Origin of the sequence: Roseovarius lutimaris, assembly GCF_900115165.1 — a bacterium.
GTDB classification, from domain to species: Bacteria; Pseudomonadota; Alphaproteobacteria; order Rhodobacterales; family Rhodobacteraceae; genus Roseovarius; species Roseovarius lutimaris.
Map to the genome: position 1 here is coordinate 186,684 of NZ_FOVP01000005.1, position 25,204 is coordinate 211,887.

Consider the following 25,204-nt stretch of genomic DNA (forward strand, 5'->3'; position numbering starts at 1 on the left):
TTGGCCATCGGCCAAGAGGGGCAGCGCCCCTGCCCCGCTATCCGGCTGAAATCGCCGTCCCAAGCTTGGCGGCGCTGCGCCCCGGACTGTCACGGCCAATTGTGCGGCACAGGATCAGAACCGGGACAAGGCCAAAGCCGACCAGCACAAGCGAGGGCACCGCCGCCTCGGCCAGCCGCTCATCGGCGGCAAGGCGGTGGGCCTGCACCGCAAGGGTCTGAAAGTTGAACGGATGCAGAATAAGCGTCGCCGGCAGCTCTTTCATCACATCGACAAAGACGATCAGCAACGCCGTCAAGACACTCGTGCGCGCCACTGGAAGATGCACCCGCATCAATAGCTTCGGCCCCGGCTGACCAAGCGAACGACCGATCGCATCGAAATGTCGCGGCACCGTGGCCATCCCGCTGTCATAGGCATTGAGCGCGGCGGCCATGAACCGCGCCACATAGGCCAGCACCATCAGCCAGATCGACCCGGTGATCAAAAGCCCGGTGCGAATCCCGAAATTCGCACGCATGAAGGCGTCAACGGTATTGTCCAGCGCCGCCATCGGCACCATGAGCCCGACCGCGATCACCCCGCCCGGCACCGCATAGCCAAGCCCGGCCCCGATCACCAGCCAGCGCGAGGCGCGCCCCGGACTGGTGCGCGCACGAAAGCCGATAAGTACCGCGCCGATCACCGTAAGCACCGCAGCAACGCCCGCCAGAGTGACCGAGTTTGCCATGAAGCCAAGATAGCGCTCCGACAACAGGCTCTGCCCCGATCCCATCGCCATGCTGCCCAGCATGATCACCGGGATCACAAAGCCAAGCAGGACCGGCAAAAGGCAGATCGCGCAGGCGATCCAGCCCGCCGCGCCGCGCAATGTCGGGCGCTCCATCGTCTCGAACCGCGCGCCGCGCCCGGCGGTACGCGCGCGGCCCCGGCTGGCACGCTCCAGCCCGGCCAGAAGCAGCGCAAAACTCAGCAGGCACAGCGCCAGTTGCGCCGCCGCCGCCCGGTCGCCAAGCGAAAACCAGGCCTGATAAATGCCGGTGGCAAAGGTCTGAACATTGAAAAACGCCACCGTGCCGAAATCGGCAATCGTTTCCATCACCGCCAAAAGCGCGCCGCCCGCAATTGCCGGGCGCGCCATCGGCAGGGCCACCCGCCAGAACGCCTTGAGCGGCGAGCGGCCAAGCGTGCGCGCCACCAGAAAGGCATTGGCGCTTTGTTGACGGAACGAGGCCCGCGCCAGAAGGTAAACATAAGGATAAAGCACGATGGTCAGCATGAGCGCCGCGCCGCCAAGACTGCGGACTTCGGGGAACCAATAATCTCGCGGGCCCCACCCCGTCACCGCGCGCAGGGTGGTTTGCACCGGGCCGGGGTGATCCAGCATATGGGTATAGGCATAGGCCATCACATAGGCCGGAAACGCCAGCGGCAGCGCAAGCGCCACCTCCAGAATGCGCACGCCCGGAAAGCGATAGACCGTAACCAGCCAGGCCGTCACCGAACCGATCACCGCCGTGCTTATCCCGACAATCGCCACCAGCGTCAGCGTGGTCGCCGTATAGCGCGGCAGAACCGTCGAGAGCACCTCGCGCCAGGTCTCAAGATCACCGCTCAGCGCTGCCAGTGCCGCAGCCACTATCGGGGCGACGCAAAACACCACCACGACCCATGCCAGACGATGCAACAGGCGCTCGCTCATGCCTTCGCCTCCTTGGGGCGCAATTTCCGACTGTTTTGATCAGTATTCCCTGCGCCGCCAAGGGTCAAGAGAGGCAGGCGCGTTGTTTTGGCGCGTTTTCAACCTGTTGAGACGCCTGCCTCGGCAAAGCTTGCCATGCCCGAATGACAGGCAAGCGCGCCCTGAAGGATGCCAATCGCAAGCGTCCCGCCCGAGCCTTCGCCAAGGCGCATACCAAGCGACAGGATCGGCTCTTTGCCAAGCTGCGCCAAAAGCTTGGCATGCCCCGGTTCGGCGCTGACATGGCCCGCGACTGCGTGATCAAGCGCGCCGGGCCCGGCCAGCTCAAGACAGGCCGCCGCAGCGGTGCAGATAAAGCCATCCAGAATCAGCGGGATAGAGAGCACCCTTGCGCGCAGAATCGCGCCCGCCATCGCCGCCAACTCGCGCCCGCCGAGACAGCGCAGCGCCTCCAACCCGCTGTCCTGCGCGCCCGGATTGGCCGCAACCGCGCGCGCGACGACCTCGGCCTTGTGGGTCATCGCCTCGGGCGCAAGGCCAGTGCCGCGCCCGATCCAGCCTGCGGCATCGCCGCCAAACAGCGCAAGCGCGATGGCCGCGGCGCTGGTGGTGTTGCCGATCCCCATTTCTCCCACCACAAGCAGATCTGTATCAGGGTCGACCGCCTCCCAGCCGGTTTTCAGCGCGCTCAAAAACTCGGCCTCGGACATCGCCGGGCCTTTGGTCATGTCCTGTGTCGGGGTGTCAAGCGCGAGGGCGTGCACATCCATCCGCGCCCCCACGACACCGGCCAGTTGATTGACCGCCGCGCCGCCGCTTTGGAAATTCGCCACCATCTGGGCCGTCACCTCGGCGGGAAAGGCGGAAATGCCCTGCGCCGTGACGCCGTGATTGCCCGCAAAGACAATCACCTGCGGGTGCTTGATCCGTGCCCGTGCATCACCGCGCCAGCCGCAATACCAAAGCGCCAGTTCCTCAAGCCGCCCTAGCGCGCCCGGCGGTTTGGTCAGTTGGCGATCGCGCGCATGCGCCGCCTCAATCGCCGCCGCGTCCGGGGCGGGTAAATCCGCAAGCAGGCTGGAAAATTCGGCAAGGGTGGTGAAATTCGGGGACATAAGACCCTCATTGCATGTTATTCGCCCCCTGTGTATCGCAGGGTCAGCCGACGCCCCAGCCGAAAAAGGGCACGCCCATGACGGAAAACGACAACAGCCTGATCCGAGTGAGGGATGTGGTGCTGGCGCTAAGCCTGCTGAGCCGTTTGCCGGTGCGGGTGGGTGCCTATACCCGCAGCGCAGAGGCGGCCTGGGCCTATCCTCTGGTCGGCGTGGTGCTTGGCGCCCTGGCCGCGCTTGGCGGGCTTGTGGCACAGTGGATCGGCCTGCCCGACCTTCTGGCGGCGCTTGTCGCGCTTGGCCTTTTGATTGTGCTGAGCGGGGCAATGCATGAGGATGGGCTTGCCGATAGCGCAGACGGGCTCTGGGGCGGCTGGGACCGGAAAAAGCGCCTTGAGATCATGAAAGACAGCCATATCGGAAGTTATGGCGTGCTGGCACTGATCCTGTCGCTCGGGGCGCGGTGGTGCGCGCTTTGGCTGGTGTTCGAGATCGGCCCGGCGACGGGGGCAATCGCCCTGATTGCGGCGGCGACCCTGTCGCGCGGAGTGATGCCGGCACTTATGGCCGCCCTGCCGCATGCGCGCGCAACCGGGCTGTCGCACAGGGTGGGGCGCGTCACGCCGATGACTGCCGCGCTTGCGCTCGCGCTCGCGGGGGTATTCGCGATTGCGATGCTCGGGGGTGCGGGTGTCACGGCGGCGCTTTGCGCGGGGCTGGCGGCGCTTGGCACGGGCGCGATTGCGCGGGCAAAGATCGGCGGGCAGACCGGCGATATCCTTGGCGCGACCCAACAGATTGCGGAAATCGCCGTGTTGTTCAGCCTGCTGGTTTAGCCCAGACACGAAAAAGGCCGCGCCTCTCTGGCACGGCCCTTTCGAAATCAGGTCAACAGCTCAGGCTGCGACGCGCGACACCAGCACATCATCCACCTGTTTGGCGGCAAGCACTTCGTCGCCACCGCTGACGGCGGCCACTTCGCGGGTCAGACGCTCAAGCGCGGCCTCGTAAAGCTGACGCTCGGAATAGCTCTGCTCGCGCTGATCGTCGGCGCGGTGCAGGTCGCGGACAACCTCGGCAATCGCGATAAGATCGCCCGAGTTGATCTTTTGCTCGTATTCCTGCGCCCGGCGCGACCACATCGCGCGCTTGACCTTGGCCTTGCCCTTGAGGGTGGTCATCGCCTTGGAAACCACATCGGGGCTGGACAGGCTGCGCATGCCAATCTCGGTTGCTTTGTTGGTCGGCACCCGCAGGGTCATCTTGTCTTTTTCGAACGAGATCACGAACAGTTCCAGCGTGATGCCGGCGATTTCCTGCTCTTCGATCGAAACGATCTGGCCCACACCATGGGCCGGGTAAACCACATAATCGTCAGGACTAAACTCGGATTTTTTGGACTTCGTCATTCAGGTCTTCCTCGCAGGGGGTGCCCGGTCGCAAACGCAGAAAAAATGCCAAGGGCCGACACGGTCCTCAGTATATATGCATCTGGCGCAAAGAATTCCAGCCCCGGGCGGTGGCGCGGGCACATGGAACCGGGCAAGTCAATTCATCAGTCATAGATGTATAACATAAAAAACGGCCCCGCGAAAGGCCGCTCACCGTCGGATAGCCATAACCTCTTTGAAATCAGGCGCTTGCCCCCCGAAAGATCGGGCAAACGCTGTCGCGACCCGGTGAACTAAACGAATCAGTTCGGGTTTTCCCGCCGCCCTGCCCGGTTCAGCCACCTTCGCCGGGGGCTTCGGAAAAGTATTTCTCAAGCTTGCCGGTCTCGCCATCGCGTTCCTTGGCCTCGGGCAGTTGGTCTTTCTTGGTGATGATCACCGGCCACATCTCAGAGTATTTGCGGTTGAATTCGACCCATTTTTCCATCTCCGGCTCAGTATCCGGGCGGATCGCATCGGCAGGGCATTCCGGCTCGCAGACGCCACAATCAATGCATTCATCGGGGTGGATGACCAACATGTTCTCGCCCTCGTAGAAACAATCCACAGGGCATACCTCGACGCAGTCGGTGTATTTACAGGCGATGCAATTGTCGTTGACGATATAGGTCATGGCCGTCTCTCATCCTTGGCGCTTTGCGTTTCACCTAATCCAGAGGCGCGGATCATTCAAGCGGTCCCGGCCCATTCAGATCGAGTTTGCGCCGGTCACGCTTGGTCGGGCGCCCTTTTCCCTCATATTTTGGCGCGGCCGGAACAATTTCCTCGGGCACCGGCGGCGAGAGGTCATCATAGAGCAGTTGCGCCTCGGGGGCGGGGCCACGTCGGGTGCCGATTGCGAGCACGCGCACCACCCGCGCGGCGCGCCCCTGAACGAACGTCAGCACATCGTCGGAGCCTACAGCTTGGGCCGGTTTCGACACCCGCGTACCATTGACCCGGATATGACCGGCAGAAACCTCCTTGGCGGCCAGCGTGCGGGTCTTGAAGAACCGCGCATGCCAGAGCCATTTGTCGAGCCGGATTCTCACCCCCTCCGCCGCCAAAGATCAGCCTTTGGTTTTAAGACCCATAAGGGCCGCCGCGAAGGGGTTGTCGGGATCAATGCGGTCTTTCTTCTCGGGGCGGGCGCTAAAGCTCTTGGCGCCTTTTTCTTGCGGGGCACCGCGGGGCTTGCCTTTTCCGGGCTTGCCACGCGGCTTGCCGGATTTGGCCGGTTTGTCACGTCCGCCACCCCCAGCGGCACGCTCGGCGCGGGCGCGATTGGCGCGCGGGGCCCAGGTAAAGGTATAGAACACCTCGATTTCGGGCGCGGCCACCTCGGGGGTCTCGCCGGGGGCGACCTCGGCCTCGGCCGTTTCCGGGATCTCGGCGGGCACTTCGGGTTCGGGCGCGGGGTCAGCGGCAATCGGCGCCTCACCGGCATCGGCAATCGTCTCGACGATATCGGCCGCGGTGTCGGGTGCGGCATCCTCTGCCGCAGCGGCGGCATCGGCGGGGGCCTCGGCGATGGCCTTATCGACCGCCTTGACCTTTTCGCGCTCGCCGCGCTCGGCCTTATAGCCAAGCCCCTGCATCAGGGTGGCGAACTGTTCCAGCGTCATGCCGGTGATCGAGAGCATGTCCGCCTTGGCCTCAAATCCGCCCCGGCTGTCTTCCGAGCGCAGCATATCGGCAAGCCGTTCCAGCATGTCGATGCGAATCGCCCGTTCACCGGCGGCGCGATAGCCCGACATCGTGTGAAAGCCTTTGGCGACGCTGTCATTTGACGGCACCGTCACAAGGCCCGGCGGCGGTGCCTCGGGGAATTCATCAAGCCCGTTGCTGAGCGACCACAGCACCAGCCGCAGACGCGTCGGTGCGGGTTTGAGCAGCAGTGGCATGAAAATCGTGAACTGGCCAAAGCGGATGCCGTGCTTGCGCAGCGCGCCGCGCGCCTCCTGATCCAGCGCCTTGACCTCATCGGCCACCTCGCCGCGCGGCAGGATGCCAAACCCCTCGACAAGGCGAAAGCCAAAGCCGCGCGCAAGGCCGCTCAGGCTTTCGTCGCGCTGGATGTTCAACAGCGGCTCGAACAGGGTAGCGATCTTGCGATCAATGAAGTGTTGCAGGCGGCGTTGCACCTTTTGCGCAACGTCCGGGCCGGCCTCTTCATCGACAAAGGCCGCGACCTGGGGCTTGAGAGGATCGGCACCGGCAACCAGTTTGCCAACCGCGTCCTTCCCCCAGAGCAAGCCGCCCTGTTCGGTGAAATCAATCTCGGTGTCGGGCGCGTTATAGAAGCGGTCCGACTTGAGATGAAAATGCGGGGCAAGGGCCGATTGGCTGGCCTGTTGAAGCGTGCGCGCCTCTTTCCCGGCAGCCGCCTTATCCTGGATAAAGCGAAACCCTTCAAGCCGACCGACAAATTCGCCCTCGACCGTTACATCACCATTCTCGTTTACTTCGGCCACCATGGCTTCCTTCTGCTTGAGCCGGCGCAAAAGCACGGATGTGCGCCGGTCCACAAATCTTTGGGTCAGACGCTCGTGCAGCGCATCCGACAGGCGGTCTTCTACAGCGCGCGTCGCCCCGCGCCAATGGTTTTCGTCATCAACCCAGCCTTTTCGCTGCACAACATAGGTCCAGGTGCGGATATAGGCGAGCCGTTTCGACAATGTGTCAATATCGCCATCGGTCCGGTCAATGCGTTTGACCTGGCGCGCCAGCCAGTCATCGGGCACCCGGCCCAACTCATGCAGATCGCGGAAGATCGTGTTCAAAAGGCCGGTATGTTCGCCGTGGCTGATGCTTCGAAAATCCGGGATGCGGCAGACATCCCACAACAGCCGCACGGCAGGACCGCCAATGGCGCGTTCGGCAATTTCAGGCTGGGCCGAGAGGGTCTTGAGCGCGCCGAGGTCATCGGCCTCGCGGGCGCGCACCAGCAATTCATCGTCCGGGCGCGCCTCAAGCGCGGTGATCAGCGCCGAGGTGGTGCCAAATTGCAGGTTGGAATTGCGCCATTCCAGCTTGCGGATCGGGGCAAAGCGGTGATCCATGATCGCCTGCGCCACTTCGGGGTCAAGATCGCGGGCCTCGCCAGTGACGCCAAAGGTGCCATGGCTCATGCCCCGGCCCGCGCGCCCGGCGATCTGGCCAAGCTCGTTGGGGGCCAGCATGCGCATCCGCTGGCCGTCAAACTTGGACAGCGCGGAAAAGGCGACATGGTTGATATCAAGGTTCAACCCCATGCCGATGGCGTCGGTGGCGACGAGGTAATCGACATCGCCATTTTGATAAAGCTCGACCTGCGCATTGCGGGTGCGCGGGGAAAGTGCGCCCATGACAACCGCCGCCCCGCCCTTCTGGCGGCGCAACAGTTCGGCAATCGCATAGACGTTTTCAACCGAAAACCCGACAATCGCGCTTCTGGCGGGCATTTTGCTTATCTTTTTCGGGCCGCCATAAGAAAGCTGCGACATCCGCTCGCGGCTTATAAACTCGACCCCAGGCACAAGCGCGGCAATTGTCGGGCGCATGGTGTGGCTGCCCAGAAACTGGGTTTCGCGCAACCCCCGCATCCGCAACAGGCGGTCGGTAAAGACATGGCCGCGTTCGGGATCGGCGCAGAGCTGAATTTCGTCAACCGCCAGAAAATCGGCGCCCATGCCCTCGGGCATCGCCTCGACCGTGCAGACCCAGTATTTGGCACGCGGCGGCACGATCCGCTCTTCGCCGGTGACAAGCGCCACCACCGAGGGGCCGCGCAGGGCGACGATCTTGTCGTAAACCTCGCGCGCCAAAAGACGCAGCGGCAGGCCGATCACCCCCGTGCGATAGCCCAGCATCCGTTCAATCGCATAATGCGTCTTGCCGGTATTTGTCGGGCCCAGAACCGCAAGGGTTCTTGACTGCTCGGCCATGTGCCGTCTCTCCCGTTACCTGATCAGAGGTCTGCGCCGCCAAGCTGGCTTTTGATGCCTTCCATCGCCTTGGTTACGTCCTCATGATGCGGATGTATAGCCAGAACACGGGAAAAGGCCTCTTGTGCAAGATCGGGTTGATTCATTTCATCCAGCAGGACGCCAAGGCCGTAAAGCACGTTGTAATGACGCGGCTCAAGCGCCAGGGCGTGTTCGATATCCGACAGCGCCAGCCCATAGCGATCCGCCTTGAAAAATGCCACCGAGCGCAGGTGCCAGGCCTCGGCAAAATCCGGCGCATGATCAATCAGCGCGCTGAGATGTTCGATGGCCATTTTGGTATCGCCTGCCTCAATGGCGTCGCGGCCACGGCGCAGCAGAAGATCCATCGCGGGCGAGCCGGATTTCTCCAACTCAAGCTCGATCTCACCGGCGATTCGCCGCGCTTCCTTTTCATCGGCCTGCGAGAGCTGTTCAAACAACCCGTCAAGCCGCGCGTTCGGAGCCGCCGAGGCAGGTAGGGAAAACGTGACTATCGCCAGAAGTGCCGCGACGATACGGTTGAGATTGAGACGTGCCATGCGCATAACAGGTGTGAGTTTAGCGCAGAATGCCGGGAAACAAACCCCCGACAACCGAAATGTGAAAGGAACTGCAAATGAGCGAAGTGATTACCGCAGCCGTGGCCGCATTGAATGAAAAAATGGGCGACGAGGGCTTTGACGGCCTGGCCAAATTCGTGATCGAAGGCGAAGGCGCCGTTCTGATCGACAGCGATGGCGCGCGGGCGGGTGATTCCGAGGCGGATGTGACCCTCACGGCCGATCAGGAAACGTTTGAGTCGATCCTGTCAGGCGATCTTGATCCCACCGCCGCCTTCATGACCGGCAAACTGAGTGTTGACGGCGATATGGGCATGGCGATGAAGCTTGGAAGCGTGCTGAGCTGATGAAAGAGGCGCCGCTTTTCTCGGATATCGCACAGGGCCCGGATGACGGCGCCGCCTGGTGGATGACAACCGCCGACGGCGTGCGCATCCGTGTCGGTCTGTGGAATCGCGGCGCAACGAAAGGCACGGTGTTCCTGTTCCCCGGACGTACCGAGTATATCGAGAAATATGGGATCGCCGCCGCGCATCTGGCCGACTGCGGCTATGCCACACTGGTGATTGACTGGCGCGGTCAGGGGCTTGCGGATCGGCTTCAGGATGACGTGATGTCGGGCCATGTGCATCGCTTTACCGATTATCAGATGGATGTGGCGGCGATGGTTGAGGCCGCGCATCGCCTTGACCTTCCGCGCCCCTGGCATCTTTTGGCGCATTCGATGGGCGGCTGCATTGGTCTGCGCGCGGTGATGCAGGGGATGGAGGTGCAAAGCTGTGCCTTTTCCGGGCCGATGTGGGGGATCGCGATGGCCGATGCCCTGCGCCCGGTGGCCTGGTCTCTGTCCTGGAGCAGTCGGCGTTTCGGCATGAGCCACTTTTATGCCCCCGGCACCGCCCCGCAAAACTATGTTCTGACCGAGCCGTTCGAGACCAACAAGCTGACCAATGATCGTGAGATGTATCAATACATGATCAATCAGGCCACTGCGCATCCCGAACTTGGCATTGGCGGGCCAAGCCTGCACTGGCTGCACGAGGCGCTACATGAAACCCGCAGTCTGGCGCGCCGCCCCTCGCCTGACATGCCCTGTCTGACGCTGCTTGGCAGCGATGAGCAGATCGTAGATGTGGCCCGCGTGCACGACCGCATGGCGCATTGGCCCGGAGGCCGGCTTGAGATGGTCGAAACCGGGCGCCACGAAACCCTGATGGACAGCCCCGACATGCGGGGCCGTCTGTTCAGGATGCTATGCCAGTTCTACTCTGGCACGGGCGACAGCAATGCTAACGGTCCTGCGCGACAGGCGAGCGTTGCTCACCAAGCCCGGAAATCCTGAGCACCATTTCATCGCCTGGCGACAGAGAGCGCGGCGGTTTATGCCCCATGCCGACGCCCGGCGGCGTGCCGGTGGCGATGACATCGCCCGGCTCCAGCGTCATCAGTTCGCTGAGATAGGCCACAATCTCTGCTACGGTAAAGATCATCAGGCGGGTGTTGCCGGTTTGCACGCGCTCGCCGTTCACATCGACCGACAGATCAAGGGTTTGCACATCGCCCACCTCATCCGGGGTCACAAGCCAGGGGCCCACCGGCGCGAAGGTGTCACAGCTTTTGCCCTTGGTCCATTGGCCCGACCGCTCAAGCTGAAACGCGCGCTCGGAAACATCATTGACGATGGTATAGCCCGCCACATGATCAAGGGCGTTTTCCTCGCTCACGTATTTCGCGCGCTTGCCGATCACTATGCCAAGCTCGACCTCCCAATCGCCACGGGTTGATCCACGCGGCAGAACCACCGTGTCATTCGCCCCGATGATGGCCGAGGTCGCCTTGAGAAAGACAACCGGATCCTTTGGCGGATCAACGCCAAGCTCGGCCGCGTGATCTATGTAGTTAAGGCCGATGCAGATCAGCTTGCCCACATTGCCGACCGGCGGTCCAATCCGCGGGTTGCCCATAACGAGGGGCAGACTGTCGGGATTGACCACAGGCAGATCACCAAGCACAGCGCCCGCCAGATCGGGCAACACACCGGACAAATCACGAAGCTGTCCCGCGTGGTCAACCACTGCGGGCTTTTCCTGGCCCGGTTCACCGTATCTTGCAAACTTCATGGCTCCACTCCCCTTTCGCGTTTGACCCACCCTAGCCAGCGCTTCGCAAATGGCAAGACACTGGCCACCAAAAGACCGGCCCCTTGTGGCGCGCGGCGGTGCGGCCTATGTCTTGGGTCAACATGCAACAAGAGGTGCCCCATGATTAACCTGCCCTTCCCCGTCCGCGATGCAAATGCCACATCTGGCAACAAGGATCTGGGAAAGCTGCCGGAATGGGACCTGAGCGATCTTTACAGCGGTGAAGACGCGCCCGAGCTTGAGCGCGATCTTGACTGGCTCAAGACCGCCTGCGCTGAATTTGCCCGCGATTATGAAGGCAAGCTTGCCGATCTGGATGGGCCCGGTCTTTTGGAGTGTCTGCACCGCGACGAAAAGATCAGCAATATCGCCGGGCGCATCATGTCGTTTGCTGGGCTGCGCTATTATCAGCTTACGACCGATGGCGGGCGGGCGAAATTCATGTCCGATTGTCAGGAAAAAATCACCACCTATACCACGCCGCTGGTGTTCTTTTCGCTCGAACTCAACCGGCTTGACGAGGCGACGCTGAGCGCGATGTACGCCGAGACTTCCGATCTGGCGCGCTATAAGCCCGTGCTTGACCGGATTCGCGCGATGAAGCCCTATCAGCTTTCCGATGAGCTTGAGAAATTCCTGCATGATCTCGGGGTTGTGGGCGATGCCTGGGAACGTCTGTTTGACGAAACCATCGCGGGGCTAAGCTTTGACGTCGACGGCGAAGAGTTGACCATTGAGGGCACGCTGAACCTTCTGACCGAACAGGACCGCAGCAAACGCGAGGCCGCCAGCCGCGAACTTGCCCGCGTCTTTGGTGAGAATATCCGCACGTTTTCGCGTGTCCACAACACCGCCGCCAAGGAGAAAGAGGTCATCGACCGCTGGCGCGGCATGCCCACCGCCCAGACCGGGCGACACCTCAGTAACGATGTCGAGCCCGAGGTGGTCGAGGCGCTGCGCAATGCGGTGGTCAAGGCATACCCGAAGCTCAGCCATCGCTATTACGAGCTCAAGCGCAAATGGCTTGGGCTTGACCGGATGCAAACCTGGGACCGCAACGCGCCGCTGCCGATGGAAAGCACGAAAATCGTCGATTGGGACAGCGCCCGTAAAACCGTTATCGAGGCTTATGGCGCGTTTGATCCGCGCATGGCCGATCTGGCGCAGCCGTTCTTTGACAAAGGCTGGATTGATGCGGGTGTGAAACCCGGTAAGGCGCCGGGGGCGTTTGCGCATCCGACGGTGACCAATGTGCACCCCTACGTGATGCTCAACTATCTGGGCAAACCGCGCGATGTGATGACGCTTGCGCATGAGCTTGGCCACGGCGTGCATCAGGTTCTGGCCGCCGATCAGGGCGAATTGCTGGCCAGCACGCCGCTAACGCTGGCCGAGACCGCCAGCGTTTTCGGTGAGATGCTGACCTTCCGCAAGATGCTTGACGGGGCCAGGTCGGATCAGGAGCGCAAGGTGCTTCTGGCGGGCAAGGTCGAGGATATGATCAACACCGTCGTGCGCCAGATCGCGTTTTATGACTTCGAATGCAAGCTTCATGCCGCGCGCCGCGAGGGTGAATTGACACCCGACGATATCAACGCGCTCTGGATGTCGGTGCAGGCCGAAAGCCTTGGGTCGGCGTTTGATTTCGCGGACGGATACGAGACCTTCTGGGCCTATATCCCGCATTTCGTACATTCGCCGTTCTACGTCTATGCCTACGCCTTTGGCGACGGGTTGGTGAACGCGCTTTACGCGGTCTATGAGGAAAACCCCGAGGGTTTTCAGGAAAAATATTTCGACATGCTCAAGGCGGGCGGATCAAAGCACCACAAGGAATTGCTCGCGCCCTTTGGCCTTGATGCCAGCGACCCGGCGTTCTGGGACAAGGGGTTGTCGATGATCTCGGGCTTTATCGACCAGTTGGAAGCGATGGAAGACTAAGGCTGAACCGCCCGCGCGGTCGGCAGCTTTAGCGCCATATCCCGCAGAAAGCCGGTGCCCTCGCGTCCGGCCTGCGAGATGATGCCATTCAGCACGCTGATCGCGGCGGGCGAGGTGACAGGCACGAAGTGATTGAGATTATTGCCATCGGCCAACTCGGTGAAATCAATCACCGTCACATCGGAGCGCGTGATCTTTTCGGCCTCGTCGATAACCCCAAGCCGGGGTTTGCGCCCGGTGATAAATCCGGCCAGGCTCAGGGCGCGGTCCTGTTTCGAGATGAAGATCAGGAAGGGTTGCGGCAGTTTACCGATTACCTCGGCCTGACGGTCAAACAGATCCGGATCAATATCCGGTGACATCAGGGTGACGCCGCTCACGCGCGACAACAGCCGTGTCTTGCCGCTTAGCTTGGCCTGACGCAGGGCCTCCATCGCGAGATGCGAGCCCATCGAGTGGGCGATCAAAAACACCTTGTCACCCGGTCGTGCCGTCAGCCGGTCAAGCAGCGCCACAAGATCGTCGCGCGCAAACATCACGCTGTCGCGATCATAGATATACCCGCGCGGATCGCCCGCCGAGGGCCAGGAAAACAGCATCGCGGGCATGTTTGTCGCAAAATCGGTCTGGATCTGGGCCAGCCGGTACATCGATTCCGACAGGGTGTTGTTATAGCCGTGGATGAACACAAGCGTTTCGCGCCCCGGCCCGGCGCGGCGGATATCGCCAATCATCTGCCCCGGCCCGTCATACACATGCGTTCCGGTCACGACGAAATCACTGGCCGCATCGGGGGGGCCGTCGGGCCATTCGATCACCCCGACCTGATGGGTGGGGGGCACGGAAATATCGGCGCGAAAGTAATTCATGCCCTCCGGGCGCTGGAAGCCAAAAAATGGCCCGGTCTTATCCAGCTTGCGTTCGGTCGCGACAAAGATCGGCTGAATGCGCGCATCGGGGTGCGGCAAGGCGCGCTCGGCGGTCATGCGCTCGGAGCAGGCTGCGAGCGTCAAAAGCAGCGCGCAGAGGCAAAGCGTGGCGCGGCTCAACCGGTTGCCCGCTGTGCCACCCCAACGCCCCCTGCGCACCGCCAAACCCATTGCATGCCCCATGACCCACAGCCCCTCGCCTTGCGGCAGAACCTACTTGGAATCACGGCGCATACCAAGCCTTATGCAGAGGCGAGCATGCCTTTTTCCTGCGCAAGGGCACGCATCCGCTTTTGCAGTTTTTCAAAGGCCCGCACCTCGATCTGGCGAATACGCTCGCGGCTCACGTCATAGGACCCGCTCAGATCCTCAAGCGTGACCGCCTTTTCGCTCAGGCGGCGTTGCGTCAGGATATCGCGCTCGCGCTCATTGAGCACATCCATCGCCTCGCTCAACAACTCGCGGCGCGCATCAAGTTCGTCGGCACGTTCGTAATCGCCGGCCTGATCGGCCCCTTCATCCTCAAGCCAGTCCTGCCATTGCATGCTGCCTTCGCCCTCGGAGCCGACCGTGGCGTTGAGAGACGCATCCGCCCCCGCCATCCGCTGGTTCATGCTGACGACTTCGGCCTCGGTCACGCCAAGGTCGGTGGCGATCTTCTTGACCACGTCGGGGCGCATGTCGCCATCCTCGAACGCGCCGATCTTGGCCTTGGCCTTGCGCAGGTTGAAGAACAGCTTTTTCTGCGCACTCGTGGTGCCCAGTTTCACAAGGCTCCAGCTGCGCAGGATATATTCCTGAATGCTGGCACGAATCCACCACATGGCATAGGTCGCAAGGCGAAAGCCGCGCTCGGGGTCAAACCGTTTGACCGCCTGCATCAGGCCCACATTCGCCTCGGAGATCACCTCGGCCTGCGGCAGCCCGTAACCGCGATAGCCCATGGCGATCTTGGCCGCGAGCCGCAGGTGGCTGGTGACCATTTTATGCGCGGCCTCGGTATCCTGTTCCTCGACCCAGCGTTTGGCCAGCATGTATTCTTCTTCCGGTTCCAGTAACGGAAACTTGCGGATTTCCTGCATATAGCGGTTCAGCCCGCCTTCTGGTGTCGGAGCCGGCAGATTTTTATAGTTGCCCATGACTGCATCCCTCTCGATGTTTATATCGTTAACATTGACCTAGGAACTCACGCCGCCTCTTTCAAGGCTTGGTAGGTCATATAGTTTAACGCAAAACTTAGACTTTCCGTCGCAAAGAAAATTAAAATTTCTTGAAATTGGCGAGGTTCAGCCCCGCAGCGCTTCGATCAGACCGGTCATATCGGCGGGCAAAGGCGCCTCAAAGCGCATGTTTTCGCCCGTTACCGGATGTTCGAACCCCAAAATCGCGGCATGCAGCGCCTGGCGCGGAAAATCGCGCGCGGCCTCGATGCCCGCCACTGACAGCGCCTTTTCCGACAGCTTGCGCCGCCCGCCATAGACCGGATCGCCGACAAGCCCGTGCCCGGCATAGGTAAGATGCACGCGAATTTGATGGGTGCGCCCGGTCTCAAGCCAGCATTCCACAAGGCTGACGGTGGCGGGCATGCCGAAGGTTTCAACCACGCGGGCGCGGGTCACCGCATGACGCCCGCCCTGAAACAGCACCGCCTGACGCTGGCGGTCGGTCTTGTGGCGCGCCAGTTGGGTGATGATCCGAATCACATTGCCCGGCTCGAAACTGACACCGCGCACGCCGCGCAGCCGCGGGTCGCTGGCCTCGGGTGCGCCATGCACGATGGCGCGGTAATAACGCTCGACGGTATGGGCCTCGAATTGCGCCGCAAGGCCGTGATGCGCCGCGTCGGATTTCGCCACCACCAGAAGGCCGCTGGTATCCTTGTCGATCCGGTGCACGATGCCGGGCCGCTTGGCGCCGCCGACCCCCGACAGGGTATCGCCGCAATGATGCAGCAGCGCGTTCACCAGCGTGCCCTCGGGTGTGCCGGGGGCCGGATGCACCACCATGCCAACGGGCTTGTTCACCACGATAAGATCGTCATCCTCGAACACCACCTCAAGCGGGATATCCTGCGCGTTGATATGGCTCTCGCGGGCCTCAGGCACGGTGATCTCGATTCGGTCGCCCTCGGCCACGCGGGCCTTGGCGTCTTTCACCACAACGCCATTCACCGTCACCAACCCCTCGGCCAGCAGCCGCATAAGCCGGGTGCGCGACAGGTTCGCTGCCTCTGGCACATCGCGCGAAAGCGCCTTATCAAGGCGCGCAGGCGGATCACTTTCGATCTCAAAGCTAAGCGGGGCGTGGCCCATGGATGATACCCCTCAGCCGGTCAATCCGGCGATGCTGAAATTTCTGACGCGGCTGGTCACGGTGCTGACCGCCACGATGATTGCTGGCCTTCTAGTGATCATTGCGCTGTTTGTCATCCGCTTCTGGGGCAATGATGCGCCAGACCTGCCCGCGACGATCACCCTCCCCGACGGCGCCCGCGCCACGGCCTTTACCCAAGGCACCGGCTGGTACGCGATCGTCACCGCCGATGACCGCATTCTGATCTATGATCGCACCACCGGAAACCTGCGCCAAAGCGTGACGATCGAGCCAGACGATTAGGTAAAGGGTGGGATGGTACCGCCTCCCCGGCTTGAACGGGGGACCTCTGGATCCACAATCCAGCGCTCTAACCAACTGAGCTAAGGCGGCACTGGGAGGCGAATTATCTTTTCCCACGTCCGATTGCAAGCCTCTTAGAGCGTGATTTCCCAGCTTTGTTCAACAAGGTCCTGCGCAAAAGAGCGGACCGGCACCGCGCCAAGCATACGCCAGCCGGTTTTTTGTCAAAGCGCACAGGCCGCGCGGTGGCTTTCATGGGGTCAAAGCGGTATCGCCGATAGTCACAATCGCGCGCAGGGTGACCATGATCATCCCCACCGGAAAACCGCGAAGCCGCTTGCCAAGCAAGAACGAAAAGAGTAGCTCATCGCCTGTTTCAAGGAGGCAGCCATGGGCATCAACAGCGAAAGCGATATCGAAGCGAACCTGCAAATCGGGCCTACCGATCAGGGCATGGTGCGCCTTTACGTTGAAGGGCAAGGTGTTGAAATTCCGATGGACTTCACCCCTGACGAGGCAGAGGAAATCGCCTCGGAGCTGATGGCCTCGGCCAAGGCCGCACGCGCCAAAACCTCATAGTCGCGGATCAAGCGCCGATTGCAACCGCCGTGCCGCGTGCCGGGCAAACCTGCGCGTGAGCGCCGCGCGCCGCGCCGCCGCAAGACGGGTTTCCGGCCCCATGCGAATGATCTCGGCGCTATAGGCGTCGGCCATGATCAGACCGGTGCCATCGGGCAGCAACTCGACCGGAAACTCTGAATCGACCGCCCAGAAATACCGGTCGCACCATTGCAGATAGCCCTGCCATTTGCCGTCCGACATGAAATCGGCACGGCTTGATTTGCACTCCACCACCCAGATCTCGCCCTTGGGGCCAAGCGCCATCACATCCACGCGGCGGCCACGCTCGGGCGTGAATTCAACAATAGAATCAAAGTTATAACTGCGCAAATGGCGGCAGACACCGCGCGCCAGAAGTTGGCCGGGTTGAGGCATTGGGTCGGAACGCATTGTCATGAGACAAACATGAACATTTCATGAACAAAGTCAATATGACATTCAAGCTAAACGGCGCTTCGCGCGCCTCTAAACTGGCGCGATGAGACGTCAATGGCTGGCGCTCGAATCGGCCCGACATGGTGGACGCGACGCTCCCGCAAGATTGCGCCGGGATGGCTTATGTTCGCGACGCGCGGCGACTGCCCCACTATCAACGACCGAATTCGGGGGCGAAGGCCCGGTGATCGTGCCAGCTTTCACGAGTCGCTTTGCCTGCAAGCAGTTCGACATGATCCATACCCACGCCCCCGCTACCAGAGCCGCAGGACATCCGGCCAAATTTGCGCCATTTCGCGGCGATGCAGGGCCTGATCGTTTCGGCCGCGCCAGTCCTTTATGATGGGTTTGGCTAGGGGCGATCACGGCGAGTGGATCACGGATTACATGGGCCGAATGCACATGTTGGCGGCGACGCGTCATTTCTGAACTGACGCCCCTTGTCCCAAGTCACACAAAGGACTACCTAAGACGGGTGGCGGGTGCTGCCCTTCTCGTTAACGGTTGCATTCCGGTGGCCTTAAGCAATTCCGAGGGAACTGGCTCTGTCCGGACCGTGGTCCGTTTATCCGGTGCCCACCTGTACACACAGGTCCTCGGGAATGAGAAAACCAAACGGCTGCGGCGGGCCCGCCACACCTTTACCGCCGCCGGTCGTTGTTCAGAATTTGATGAATTTACAGGGGCGACGCCTTAACGATTGCGCCAGGGATTCGGCCTTTGACCCTGATCCACCGGGATAGGGATGACGGAATACTCCTGCTGCATGATACGCTGACGGTGACCGCCACGCGGTTCATCATCATCGTCGTCCTTCATCCGCATCACGGCAATGCCGAATTGAACACCCGCGAACACGATCCCATTGGCAAGCCACAGGATAACCACCGCAAGCAGACCCTTGTCGGAATGACTGACCAGATGCCAAAGGTTTGCGACATTAAACCATAGCAACATCGCCACAAAGGCACCGGCTATGCCAAATCCAATAGCAACCTGCGTGATGTAGAGACGAACAAGCTTGGGCATATCTGGAAATCCTTCGACGGTCTTGATTTAGTATAGCCGGTTTCCCCCATCTTCCCAAGGGAGTGGCTAATAAAGAGCTAACACGCGCGCTTTTTCGCCGGATTAGTTTGCAATACCGCTACACCCGAAGACTCAGCGCCTGCGGAACCAACAGGAGCCTCTGGCGGGGATATTTAAAGCCAGAAGAAACAGAAGTGGCTTTTCTACCTTCTTCTGGCCGAAAGTATCCCGGGGAGTTTGAGGGGCAGCGCCCCTCATTCAATGACCATAAATGCGCGCGTCCCGACGCGCTCCGTTTGGAAAAACCCGAAGTGTCAAAAGCCCTGCGGTTTGGCCTCATGCGCCATGAAATCAAGAACCGCATTCACGAATTTAGGTTCCTTGCCCTCCGGATAAAACGCCTTGGCTACATCGACGTATTCCATGATCACCACGCGCGGCGGCGTATCGGACTGGGTCATTTCGGCGCCCGCTGCGCGAAACAGGGCACGCAGGGTCGGATCAATCCGCGCAATCGGCCATTTGGCCACAAGCGCGCGGTCTGTCATCTGGTCAATCGACGCCTGCCAGTTGACCGAATCCCCAAGCAGCTTGCGAAAGAGATCAACATCGCCCTCGGCCATGTCCACACCGTCATCCACCTCTGCCCCGAACCGGTGTTCAAGGAATTCCTCAATGACCGCATCGACGGTCTGGTTTGAATGCTCCATCTGAAACAACGCCTGCACCGCATAAAGACGCGCCGCGGAGCGCATCTTGCGTTTCTGGTTACCAGAGACCGGGCCAATATTGTCGGGATCGGGGCTCGTCATGCTTTGGGGGTATCCTTCGGCTCGCCTGCCAGCTTGTATTCTTTGGTCGAGGGAACAAACCCAACGCCCTTGCGCGAGGCGCCCCACTTACGGCTGAGCGCGATAAGATGCAAGGCTGCGGCTGCCGCCCCTGCCCCTTTGTTCATCGCGCCCGGATCGGCGCGCACCGCGGCCTGGGCGCGGGTTTCAACCGTCAGGATGCCATTGCCGATGCACAACCCCTGAAGCCCGAGCAGAGTGATCCCACGCGAGCTGTCGTTACAGACGGTTTCGTAATGGGTCGTCTCGCCTCGGATCACACAGCCAAGCGCCACATAGCCGTCAAAGTTCGACATCCGCTCGGCAATGCCGATGGCGGTGGGCAGTTCCAGCGCACCGGGCACTTCGACCAGCTCCCAGGTGCCGCCAGAAGCTTCGATTTCCGCCTGTGCACCGGCGATCAGATTGTCGGCGATATCGCGATAAAACGGCGCCACCACGATCAATATCTTGACCGGCTTGTCAAATTCGGCGCGCGGCAGGGTGTATTCTTTTTCGGCCATTTGGGATCAACCTATGTGATGGGGCGGGTGCCAATGATGGAAATGCCATAGGCATCAAGGCCAAGATACCGGGTCTTGGGGCTATCGGTCAGCAGGATCAACTCATGCACGCCCATGGTCGACATGATCTGCGCCCCAAGGCCGGTTTGCTTGATCGTGCGGGGGGTGTCGTCATCCTCCATCTCGCCCGAAAGCTTGGGGCGGGGCTGGCGAAACAGGAACACCGCGCCACGGCCCTCGGCCGCGATGTTCTCCATCGCGCGCGGCAGCTTGCCGGTCGGCCCGCCCTCCTCAGAGGCCGCGAGGCCAATGCCAAGCACATCTTCAAGCGCGTCAAGCGCATGGGTGCGTGCCAGAACCGGCTTGCCATCGGTGATATCGCCCTTGATCAACGCAACATGCTCGGTGCCGGTGATCTGATCCGCGAAAATCCGCATATCCCAGGCGCCTCCATGACTTGACTGAACCGTCTCGCGGCGCACTTCGGTGATCAAGTTGTCATGCTTGTGGCGATAGGCAATCAGATCCGAAATCGTGCCGATTTTCATGCCATGCGTCTGTGCAAAAGTGATCAGGTCAGGCAGCCGCGCCATGCTGCCGTCGTCCTTCATGATCTCGCAGATCACGCCCGAGGGGTTCAACCCGGCCAGTCGCGAAATATCGACGGCTGCCTCGGTATGGCCTGCGCGGATCAACACCCCGCCCCGGCGCGCGCGCAGCGGAAAGATATGGCCCGGCGTGGCGAGGCTGGCCATGGTGTTCTGTTCGTTGATCGCGGTTGCAACCGTGTGGGCGCGGTCATGAGCGGAAATGCCGGTGCTGACACCCTCCCGCGCTTCGATCGAAACGGTAAACGGGGTCTCATGACGCGACGAATTATTGACCGCCATCATCGGCAGGCCAAGCCGGTCGATCCGCTCTGAGGTCATCGGAAGGCAAATCAGCCCGCGCCCATGCCTGGCCATGAAGTTGATCGCTTCGGGCGTGGCAAATTCGGCGGCAATCACAAGATCGCCTTCATTCTCACGATCCTCGTGATCGACAAGAATGAACATCCGCCCGGCGCGCGCCTCGGCGATGATCTCTTCGGTGGGCGCAATCGCGCCTTTTAAAGTGGCCTCGACAGGGCCGGGCTTTTCAAATGGCACAGTGTCGGACATCAGGTGCCCCCTTCTCGCTTGCATAGCCCGGCCCGGATAGCGCAGCCGGGCGGCATTGGCCAGAGGTGAATGGTGCAGATTACGCCTCTTGCAGCAACCTCAGAACCTGCGCCAGGTGATTTGGCCCCGCCTCAAAGCCCGCCCGCTCAAGCACCAAGGCCTTGCCGGTTTCGACCTTGGCCGCAAACGGCGCGACCAGATCACCAGAGGCAAGCGCGGCCTCCACCAGCGATTGATGCCCCATCAGAACACCCGCCCCGTTGCGCGCCTCTTCCAGGGCAATGCTGTAAAGCGAAAAGTGTGGGCCCTTGTCGGGCAGCTTATGATCGGGCAGCGCCACCCCACCCCAAAGCGCCCAATCGCCGGGCCAGAGCGCATCATGCAACAGCGTCTGATGCATAAGGTCAGCAGGGGTCTCGAGCCGCGCGGCAATCACCGGCGTACAGACGGGAAAGATCACATCTCTGGCCAGCACGGTTTCGCGCGCGCGCCCGGTGGGGCGGCGGATGAACAGGCTAAGGTCAAACAATTCGCGCGCCAGATTTGGCGGGGCCTCAACCGCCGAGACCGAAATGCTTAGCTCTGGCAAGGCGACGCGCACTTTTGGCAAGCGCGGTGACAACCAAAGTTGCGCCACACTCGGCAGGGCCGCAATATGCAGCGTCTTGTGCCGCGCGGCGCTGCGCATGCCATGCACCGCCGCGCCCATTGCATCGAAAGCCAGGGCAAAGCCGGGCGCGACCTCGGCACCAAAGGCGCTCAGGCGCACGCCCTGCGAGCGGCGCTCGAACAGATCGGCACCGATCCAATCTTCAAGCGCCTTGATGTGTTGCGACACGGCGCCCGGCGTCACGCAAAGCTCGTCTGCGGCATTGGCAAAGCCGCCTAGCCGGGCGGCGGCCTCAAAGGCGCGCAGGGCGTTCAGCGGCGGCCCCTTGGGGCGCGGCGGGGAAACTGACATTTTTCTAGCCTTAGTTTTTCTAAGCTGATTTTTACATATTCTGGTTTGCGCACACAAGCCGCGCCGGGGCAGATTGACCCAAACCAGTCTGGGAGATTTCACAATGACATTGGCCCGCCGCCCTTGGGTGCCTGCCCCCTGCGAAGACCTTGTTCAAACCCTCGCCACGCGCACAGATGCCGAGGACAGCGCCAGCATCGCCGCCCGGATCGAGGCGCTTGCCGCCGATAACCGCCACATTCATGAGGCCGAGTGTTTCAACCTCAACCCCGCCACCAACGTGATGAACCCGCGCGCCGAGGCGCTGTTGGCCAGCGGCATCGGCTCGCGACCCTCGCTTGGCTATCCGGGGGATAAATACGAAATGGGGCTTGAGGCCATTGAAGAGATCGAGGTGATCGCCGCCACCCTCGCCGCCGAGGTGTTCGAAGCCGAATTTGCCGAAATCCGCGTGCCCTCGGGGGCGATTGCCAATCTCTACGGCTTTATGGCCACCTGCAAACCGGGCGATACGATCATCGCGCCCCCCGCCAGCATCGGCGGGCATGTGACGCATCATATGGGCGGCTGTGCCGGGCTTTATGGCTTGCGGATCATCGAGGCGCCGGTCGATGCAGATGGCTATACCGTCGATCTGGCCGGTTTGGCCGAGTTGGCGCGCAAGGAACGCCCCAAACTGATCACGCTTGGCGCAAGCCTCAATCTCTTCGAGCATCCGGTGCGCGAGGTGCGCGCGATTGCCGATGAGGTGGGCGCAAAACTGCTGTTTGACGCGGCCCATCAATGCGGCATCATCGCAGGGCGCGCCTGGCGCAACCCTCTGGCCGAGGGCGCGCATATGATGACGATGAGCACCTATAAAAGCCTTGGCGGCCCGGCGGGGGGATTGATCGTGAGCAATGACGCCGCCCTTGCCGAACGCCTTGATGCGATCGCTTTTCCGGGTATGACGGCCAATTTCGATGCGGCCAAATCGGCGGCTTTGGCTGTGACCCTGCTGGATTGGCGCACCCATGGCGTGGCCTATGCCGCGCAGATGGTGGCCGTGGCGCAGGCCTTGGCGGCAGCGCTTGAGGCCGAGGGGCTGCCGGTGTTCAAGGGCGCGCAGGGAGCCACCAATTCGCATCAGTTCGCGATTGCCGCCGCCGGGTTTGGCGGCGGACAGGCCGCATCGAAAACCCTGCGCAAGGCCGGATTTCTGGCCTGTGGCATCGGGCTTCCGATTGATCCGGTTGCGGGCGACATGAACGGCCTGCGGATTGGCACGCCAGAACTGGTGCGGTGGGGGTTTACCCCGGATGACGCCCCACGCATGGCCGCGCTTATCGCACAGGCGCTGCGCGGCAATGACGCCGCCGTGCTTTTACCCGAAGTGTCGGCCTGGCGGCAGGAATTTGACCGCCTGCATTACATCACCTGAAGCACTGCGCGCGCTCCGCAAAGGCGCGCGCGACGTCTCAGTGCAATTTCTTGCGAATACGTTGCACCATCCACCACACGAAGCCAACCACCGGCAGGGTCACGGCGGCGGTGATCATGCCCTTGCTCAGCCCCAGCACCCCGGTCAGCGGATAAAGCAGATAGCCCGCAAGCGACACCGCGTAATAGCTGATCGCAACCACCGAAAGCCCCTCGACCGTGCGTTGCAGGCGCAGTTGCAGATCGGCGCGCTTGTCCATGCTTTCCAGCAGAGCCTGGTTTTGCGCGCTGCGCTCTACATCCACCCTTGTGCGCAACAATTCGCCCGCGCGCATCGCGCGGTCCGCCATCGCATCCAGCCGCTCCTTGGTGGCGCGCACCGTGCGCATCGCGGGTTCATAGCGGCGCATCATGAATTCGGCGAATGTCTGACGGCCCTCAAAGCGGTCCTCGCGCAGCACGCTGATGCGTTGATTGACGATCTGTTCATAAGCCGCCGTAGCCCCAAAACGAAACGACGACTGCGCCACCAGCGATTCAAGCTCGGCTGACACCCGCAGCAGGTCTTGCAGGGTGTCCTCGGCCGGTTGTGCCCCCCCCGTCATATCGCCGATCAGGCGGCTCAGCTGGCTGTCGGTCTCGCCCATCTGGCGGCCCATTTCGCGCACCCGCGCAAAGCCGAGCATCGACATCGACTTATAGGTTTCAATCTCGCACAGGCGCTGGACGATACGACCGATCCGGCGCGCCCCGGTGCCTGGGGCAACATTGACCGAAAATCGCAGATGCCCCGCCGTATCAATACGAAAATCCCCCACGATCACCGCAGCATCATCAAGCACCCGTGCTACCGCCACGCTTTCAGAGACAAACCACTGATCGGTATCTTCGCGGGTCCGGTCCTTGTTTTCCCACGGCGTCACCCGGATCAGCGCAGAGGTCACCCGCATCCCCGGAGACCTGGCAAGCCAGTCGGTGGGGAAGACCTCGAAATCGGCCGGATCAAAGGGGCGCGTGCTGACCCCTTCGGTAAAGACCGTGTAGGTCACGAATTCGGTGTGGCTTTCCCATTTCAGAACATGCCGCCCGATCTGCCCGGAATAATGCGTGGCACCGGGTTGCGGATGACTCGCCCCATAGCGATCAAGCAAGGCAGTCAGATGCGCCAGATCCGCGGCGCGGTCCCGCTTGGCGGCATCATGGGGCTGTTTGATTGCGAGGTAGGCGGCGGTACAAGGCGCGCTCAGCGAGGGAAACGGGCGCGCGTGCAGCTCATTGGCCAGCTCATAGCGCAGGGGATGATCCTCTATCGGGGGCATTTTCCGATCTCCTTATTCCCCGGCTTCATAGCCGACCTGCCAGCCACGCAAAAGGGTTTTTCCCTCGATTCCAATGATTTAGCGGCACACATCGGTATACTGCACGGACTTCGGGCTTCTTCTTGGCAAAAATACTCAATTCCCGCCGCTCCCGCCACGCGCCACCGGATGAACAAGGGGCGCCCCGGTCGGAGCGCCCCCTTTCGTGATCCACGAAGAACCGCGATCAGTCGATTTTCGCCAACAGGCTCGACACGCTGTCCTTGGCGTCGCCATAGAACATGCGGGTGTTTTCCTTGTAGAACAGCGGGTTTTCGATGCCCGAGTATCCGGTGCCCTGGCCGCGTTTGCTGACGAACACCTGTTTGGCTTTCCAGCATTCCAGCACCGGCATGCCGGCGATCGGGCTGTTGGGGTCTTCCTGCGCGGCCGGGTTCACGATGTCGTTCGAGCCGATGACGATCGCCACATCGGTGTCGGGGAAATCCTCGTTGATCTCGTCCA

26 protein-coding genes and 1 tRNA gene are annotated in these 25,204 nt (G+C 61.6%); 7 read left to right on the forward strand and 20 right to left on the reverse strand.

All coding sequences use genetic code 11. The annotated features are described in order from the left end of the window. Window positions 1-37: 37 nt before the first annotated feature. Together BMZ91_RS06255 and cobT are read right to left on the reverse strand one after the other, a co-directional pair. Window positions 38-1,702, reverse strand: coding sequence for an ABC transporter permease (locus tag BMZ91_RS06255; protein WP_092835834.1), 1,665 nt, complete (start codon window positions 1,700-1,702; stop codon window positions 38-40). A gap of 98 nt (window positions 1,703-1,800) precedes the next feature. Continuing rightward, window positions 1,801-2,817, reverse strand: coding sequence for a nicotinate-nucleotide--dimethylbenzimidazole phosphoribosyltransferase (cobT, locus tag BMZ91_RS06260; protein WP_092835836.1), 1,017 nt, complete (start codon window positions 2,815-2,817; stop codon window positions 1,801-1,803). Window positions 2,818-2,894: 77 nt separating this feature from the next. On the opposite strand from cobT, the gene BMZ91_RS06265 reads away from it, so the two are divergent. Next, window positions 2,895-3,653: an adenosylcobinamide-GDP ribazoletransferase gene (locus tag BMZ91_RS06265; RefSeq protein WP_092835943.1), complete on the forward strand. Its 759-nt coding sequence runs from the start codon at window positions 2,895-2,897 to the stop codon at window positions 3,651-3,653. Between the two features lie 60 nt (window positions 3,654-3,713). Here the strand turns inward: BMZ91_RS06265 and BMZ91_RS06270 are convergent, their stop codons facing one another. The 5 genes from BMZ91_RS06270 to BMZ91_RS06290 form a co-directional block, all read right to left on the reverse strand. Further along, entirely contained in the window at window positions 3,714-4,226 is a 513-nt protein-coding gene (locus BMZ91_RS06270) for a CarD family transcriptional regulator (RefSeq protein WP_092835838.1), read from the reverse strand. A 316-nt stretch (window positions 4,227-4,542) separates the two neighbouring features. Beyond that, window positions 4,543-4,881, reverse strand: a complete 339-nt coding sequence (gene fdxA, locus BMZ91_RS06275; protein WP_092835840.1) for a ferredoxin FdxA — start codon at window positions 4,879-4,881, stop codon at window positions 4,543-4,545. A 52-nt stretch (window positions 4,882-4,933) separates the two neighbouring features. After that, window positions 4,934-5,299: an RNA-binding S4 domain-containing protein gene (locus BMZ91_RS06280; RefSeq protein ID WP_245736222.1), complete on the reverse strand. Its 366-nt coding sequence runs from the start codon at window positions 5,297-5,299 to the stop codon at window positions 4,934-4,936. Between the two features lie 18 nt (window positions 5,300-5,317). Then, window positions 5,318-8,173, reverse strand: a complete 2,856-nt coding sequence (locus tag BMZ91_RS06285) for a helicase-related protein (protein ID WP_092835844.1) — start codon at window positions 8,171-8,173, stop codon at window positions 5,318-5,320. Window positions 8,174-8,196: 23 nt separating this feature from the next. Beyond that, a complete protein-coding gene (locus BMZ91_RS06290; RefSeq protein ID WP_245736223.1) occupies window positions 8,197-8,754 on the reverse strand; it encodes a tetratricopeptide repeat protein in 558 nt (185 codons plus the stop codon). A 77-nt stretch (window positions 8,755-8,831) separates the two neighbouring features. Between BMZ91_RS06290 and BMZ91_RS06295 the strand changes: the two genes are divergently transcribed. Next, on the forward strand, window positions 8,832-9,122 hold the full coding sequence (locus BMZ91_RS06295; protein ID WP_092835848.1) for an SCP2 sterol-binding domain-containing protein: 291 nt from the start codon (window positions 8,832-8,834) through the stop codon (window positions 9,120-9,122). Continuing rightward, window positions 9,122-10,117, forward strand: coding sequence for an alpha/beta fold hydrolase (locus tag BMZ91_RS06300; protein ID WP_092835850.1), 996 nt, complete (start codon window positions 9,122-9,124; stop codon window positions 10,115-10,117). The genes BMZ91_RS06295 and BMZ91_RS06300 overlap by 1 nt, the downstream gene beginning before the upstream one ends. Here BMZ91_RS06300 and BMZ91_RS06305 read toward each other — a convergent pair. Continuing rightward, a complete protein-coding gene (locus tag BMZ91_RS06305; RefSeq protein WP_092835852.1) occupies window positions 10,065-10,895 on the reverse strand; it encodes a fumarylacetoacetate hydrolase family protein in 831 nt (276 codons plus the stop codon). The genes BMZ91_RS06300 and BMZ91_RS06305 overlap by 53 nt on opposite strands. Window positions 10,896-11,036: 141 nt before the next feature. On the opposite strand from BMZ91_RS06305, the gene BMZ91_RS06310 reads away from it, so the two are divergent. Further along, complete coding sequence (locus BMZ91_RS06310) at window positions 11,037-12,857, forward strand: M3 family oligoendopeptidase (RefSeq protein WP_092835854.1); 1,821 nt, start codon at window positions 11,037-11,039, stop codon at window positions 12,855-12,857. On the opposite strand, the gene BMZ91_RS06315 is transcribed toward BMZ91_RS06310, so the two are convergent. From BMZ91_RS06315 to BMZ91_RS06325, 3 genes are all read right to left on the reverse strand, one after another. Then, window positions 12,854-13,969, reverse strand: a complete 1,116-nt coding sequence (locus tag BMZ91_RS06315) for an alpha/beta hydrolase (RefSeq protein WP_245736224.1) — start codon at window positions 13,967-13,969, stop codon at window positions 12,854-12,856. The two genes, BMZ91_RS06310 and BMZ91_RS06315, sit on opposite strands and share 4 nt — an antisense overlap. A 59-nt stretch (window positions 13,970-14,028) precedes the next feature. After that, complete coding sequence (rpoH, locus tag BMZ91_RS06320) at window positions 14,029-14,925, reverse strand: RNA polymerase sigma factor RpoH (RefSeq protein WP_092835858.1); 897 nt, start codon at window positions 14,923-14,925, stop codon at window positions 14,029-14,031. Between the two features lie 147 nt (window positions 14,926-15,072). Then, window positions 15,073-16,098, reverse strand: a complete 1,026-nt coding sequence (locus BMZ91_RS06325; protein ID WP_092835860.1) for an RluA family pseudouridine synthase — start codon at window positions 16,096-16,098, stop codon at window positions 15,073-15,075. Here BMZ91_RS06325 and BMZ91_RS06330 point away from each other — a divergent pair. Beyond that, a complete protein-coding gene (locus BMZ91_RS06330) occupies window positions 16,097-16,402 on the forward strand; it encodes a DUF6476 family protein (protein WP_092835862.1) in 306 nt (101 codons plus the stop codon). The two genes, BMZ91_RS06325 and BMZ91_RS06330, sit on opposite strands and share 2 nt — an antisense overlap. Before the next feature lie 13 nt (window positions 16,403-16,415). Here the strand turns inward: BMZ91_RS06330 and BMZ91_RS06335 are convergent. Beyond that, window positions 16,416-16,492 (reverse strand) — tRNA-His (locus BMZ91_RS06335). 300 nt (window positions 16,493-16,792) lie between these two features. On the opposite strand from BMZ91_RS06335, the gene BMZ91_RS06340 reads away from it, so the two are divergent. Then, window positions 16,793-16,981 (forward strand): DUF6324 family protein, encoded by a 189-nt coding sequence (locus tag BMZ91_RS06340; protein ID WP_092835864.1) that lies wholly within the window; start codon window positions 16,793-16,795, stop codon window positions 16,979-16,981. On the opposite strand, the gene BMZ91_RS06345 is transcribed toward BMZ91_RS06340, so the two are convergent. The 6 genes from BMZ91_RS06345 to BMZ91_RS06370 form a co-directional block, all read right to left on the reverse strand. Further along, window positions 16,976-17,419, reverse strand: a complete 444-nt coding sequence (locus tag BMZ91_RS06345) for an MmcB family DNA repair protein (RefSeq protein ID WP_092835866.1) — start codon at window positions 17,417-17,419, stop codon at window positions 16,976-16,978. The genes BMZ91_RS06340 and BMZ91_RS06345 overlap by 6 nt on opposite strands. Before the next feature lie 732 nt (window positions 17,420-18,151). After that, entirely contained in the window at window positions 18,152-18,487 is a 336-nt protein-coding gene (locus tag BMZ91_RS06350; protein ID WP_092835868.1) for a hypothetical protein, read from the reverse strand. A gap of 314 nt (window positions 18,488-18,801) precedes the next feature. Then, complete coding sequence (gene nusB / locus BMZ91_RS06355) at window positions 18,802-19,299, reverse strand: transcription antitermination factor NusB (protein ID WP_092835870.1); 498 nt, start codon at window positions 19,297-19,299, stop codon at window positions 18,802-18,804. After that, window positions 19,296-19,841: a 6,7-dimethyl-8-ribityllumazine synthase gene (locus tag BMZ91_RS06360; protein ID WP_092835872.1), complete on the reverse strand. Its 546-nt coding sequence runs from the start codon at window positions 19,839-19,841 to the stop codon at window positions 19,296-19,298. The genes nusB and BMZ91_RS06360 overlap by 4 nt, the downstream gene beginning before the upstream one ends. 11 nt (window positions 19,842-19,852) lie before the next feature. After that, window positions 19,853-21,001: a 3,4-dihydroxy-2-butanone-4-phosphate synthase gene (gene ribB / locus BMZ91_RS06365; RefSeq protein WP_092835874.1), complete on the reverse strand. Its 1,149-nt coding sequence runs from the start codon at window positions 20,999-21,001 to the stop codon at window positions 19,853-19,855. A gap of 79 nt (window positions 21,002-21,080) precedes the next feature. Beyond that, window positions 21,081-21,962, reverse strand: coding sequence for a LysR family transcriptional regulator (locus BMZ91_RS06370; RefSeq protein ID WP_092835876.1), 882 nt, complete (start codon window positions 21,960-21,962; stop codon window positions 21,081-21,083). 103 nt (window positions 21,963-22,065) lie between these two features. Between BMZ91_RS06370 and BMZ91_RS06375 the strand changes: the two genes are divergently transcribed. Next, window positions 22,066-23,382, forward strand: a complete 1,317-nt coding sequence (locus BMZ91_RS06375) for a serine hydroxymethyltransferase (protein WP_092835878.1) — start codon at window positions 22,066-22,068, stop codon at window positions 23,380-23,382. Between the two features lie 37 nt (window positions 23,383-23,419). Here BMZ91_RS06375 and BMZ91_RS06380 read toward each other — a convergent pair whose 3' ends face one another. Further along, a complete protein-coding gene (locus BMZ91_RS06380; protein WP_092835880.1) occupies window positions 23,420-24,700 on the reverse strand; it encodes a DUF3422 family protein in 1,281 nt (426 codons plus the stop codon). Window positions 24,701-24,926: 226 nt separating this feature from the next. Beyond that, the coding region (locus BMZ91_RS06385; protein WP_143076305.1) for an NAD(P)(+) transhydrogenase (Re/Si-specific) subunit beta at window positions 24,927-25,204 on the reverse strand (278 nt) is incomplete at its 5' end.

Bases quoted from the DNA above. Each gene is read 5' to 3' on its own strand.
- cobT (WP_092835836.1), bottom strand. From the start codon at position 2,817: ATGTCCCCGAATTTCACCACCCTTGCCGAATTTTCCAGCCTGCTTGCG.
- BMZ91_RS06350 (WP_092835868.1), bottom strand. From the start codon at position 18,487: ATGCCCAAGCTTGTTCGTCTCTACATCACGCAGGTTGCTATTGGATTT.
- BMZ91_RS06370 (WP_092835876.1), bottom strand. From the start codon at position 21,962: ATGTCAGTTTCCCCGCCGCGCCCCAAGGGGCCGCCGCTGAACGCCCTG.
- rpoH (WP_092835858.1), bottom strand. From the start codon at position 14,925: ATGGGCAACTATAAAAATCTGCCGGCTCCGACACCAGAAGGCGGGCTG.
- BMZ91_RS06380 (WP_092835880.1), bottom strand. From the start codon at position 24,700: ATGCCCCCGATAGAGGATCATCCCCTGCGCTATGAGCTGGCCAATGAG.
- BMZ91_RS06325 (WP_092835860.1), bottom strand. From the start codon at position 16,098: ATGGGCCACGCCCCGCTTAGCTTTGAGATCGAAAGTGATCCGCCTGCG.
- BMZ91_RS06340 (WP_092835864.1), top strand. From the start codon at position 16,793: ATGGGCATCAACAGCGAAAGCGATATCGAAGCGAACCTGCAAATCGGG.
- BMZ91_RS06270 (WP_092835838.1), bottom strand. From the start codon at position 4,226: ATGACGAAGTCCAAAAAATCCGAGTTTAGTCCTGACGATTATGTGGTT.
- BMZ91_RS06345 (WP_092835866.1), bottom strand. From the start codon at position 17,419: ATGACAATGCGTTCCGACCCAATGCCTCAACCCGGCCAACTTCTGGCG.
- BMZ91_RS06255 (WP_092835834.1), bottom strand. From the start codon at position 1,702: ATGAGCGAGCGCCTGTTGCATCGTCTGGCATGGGTCGTGGTGGTGTTT.
- BMZ91_RS06305 (WP_092835852.1), bottom strand. From the start codon at position 10,895: ATGAAGTTTGCAAGATACGGTGAACCGGGCCAGGAAAAGCCCGCAGTG.
- nusB (WP_092835870.1), bottom strand. From the start codon at position 19,299: ATGACGAGCCCCGATCCCGACAATATTGGCCCGGTCTCTGGTAACCAG.
- BMZ91_RS06265 (WP_092835943.1), top strand. From the start codon at position 2,895: ATGACGGAAAACGACAACAGCCTGATCCGAGTGAGGGATGTGGTGCTG.
- ribB (WP_092835874.1), bottom strand. From the start codon at position 21,001: ATGTCCGACACTGTGCCATTTGAAAAGCCCGGCCCTGTCGAGGCCACT.
- BMZ91_RS06300 (WP_092835850.1), top strand. From the start codon at position 9,122: ATGAAAGAGGCGCCGCTTTTCTCGGATATCGCACAGGGCCCGGATGAC.
- BMZ91_RS06315 (WP_245736224.1), bottom strand. From the start codon at position 13,969: ATGGGGCATGCAATGGGTTTGGCGGTGCGCAGGGGGCGTTGGGGTGGC.
- BMZ91_RS06290 (WP_245736223.1), bottom strand. From the start codon at position 8,754: ATGGCACGTCTCAATCTCAACCGTATCGTCGCGGCACTTCTGGCGATA.
- BMZ91_RS06360 (WP_092835872.1), bottom strand. From the start codon at position 19,841: ATGGCCGAAAAAGAATACACCCTGCCGCGCGCCGAATTTGACAAGCCG.
- BMZ91_RS06285 (WP_092835844.1), bottom strand. From the start codon at position 8,173: ATGGCCGAGCAGTCAAGAACCCTTGCGGTTCTGGGCCCGACAAATACC.
- BMZ91_RS06310 (WP_092835854.1), top strand. From the start codon at position 11,037: ATGATTAACCTGCCCTTCCCCGTCCGCGATGCAAATGCCACATCTGGC.
- BMZ91_RS06330 (WP_092835862.1), top strand. From the start codon at position 16,097: ATGGATGATACCCCTCAGCCGGTCAATCCGGCGATGCTGAAATTTCTG.
- BMZ91_RS06295 (WP_092835848.1), top strand. From the start codon at position 8,832: ATGAGCGAAGTGATTACCGCAGCCGTGGCCGCATTGAATGAAAAAATG.
- fdxA (WP_092835840.1), bottom strand. From the start codon at position 4,881: ATGACCTATATCGTCAACGACAATTGCATCGCCTGTAAATACACCGAC.
- BMZ91_RS06375 (WP_092835878.1), top strand. From the start codon at position 22,066: ATGACATTGGCCCGCCGCCCTTGGGTGCCTGCCCCCTGCGAAGACCTT.